We start from the raw sequence: 756 nt of genomic DNA on the forward strand, positions 1-756 counted from the left end.
GGTACCGCGCCAGGTCCCCCGTGCGATACAGCCGATCGCCCTCCACAAAGGGACTGGCGATGAACCGCTCGGCTGTCAGCTCGGGGCGGTTCAGATAGCCGCGCGCCACCCCCGCCCCGCCAATGTAGAGCTCCCCAACCGCCCCGAACGGCACCGGCGCGCCATGACCGTCCAGCAGGTACACCCGCGTGTTCGCGATCGGACGGCCGATCGTTTCAACGACCGCCTCCCCCCTTGCCATGCAGGTCCAGGTCGAATACGTCGTCGTTTCGGACGGAGCGTACAGGTTGCAGATCTTCTCTGCGCCACTGCTGCTGAACACTCTGCCGATCAAGCTGGCGGGCAACCGCTCACCCGCCAGGTTGATTACGCGCGCCGATGCCGGTACGGCCTGCTGGTCGAGCAGCGCCGCCATCGTCGAGGGAACCGTGTTGATCAGCGAGACATCCAGGGGTGTCTGCGTCAGTGCCAGCGCATCCTCGACAAGATAGAGTGTGCCTCCCTGCGACAGCGTAACGAAGCACTCATAGACCGACAGGTCGAAGCCGATCGAGGTAGAGAACAGCATGCGGCTGGTCTCGGATTCCGCAAACACGCGGCGGCTCCAGTACAGCAGGTTCACGGTGCTGCGGTGCTCGACCATCACGCCCTTGGGCGTGCCGGTGGAGCCCGACGTGTAGATCACATAGGCCAGATGGTGCGGACCCAGGCCCAGCGCGCGCACATCCGGATCCGATGACGGCTGCCCGGCCCACG

The 756-nt window shown here is 65.5% G+C and carries 1 protein-coding gene; it reads right to left on the reverse strand.

Features of this window, described 5'->3' with window-relative positions; all coding sequences use genetic code 11:
• On the reverse strand, positions 1–756 hold a 756-nt coding region (locus AB3X89_RS40040; RefSeq protein WP_368588034.1), incomplete at both ends, for an AMP-binding protein.

The sequence above is a fragment of the Paraburkholderia sp. BR14320 genome (assembly GCF_040948665.1).
Lineage (GTDB): Bacteria > Pseudomonadota > Gammaproteobacteria > Burkholderiales > Burkholderiaceae > Paraburkholderia > Paraburkholderia youngii.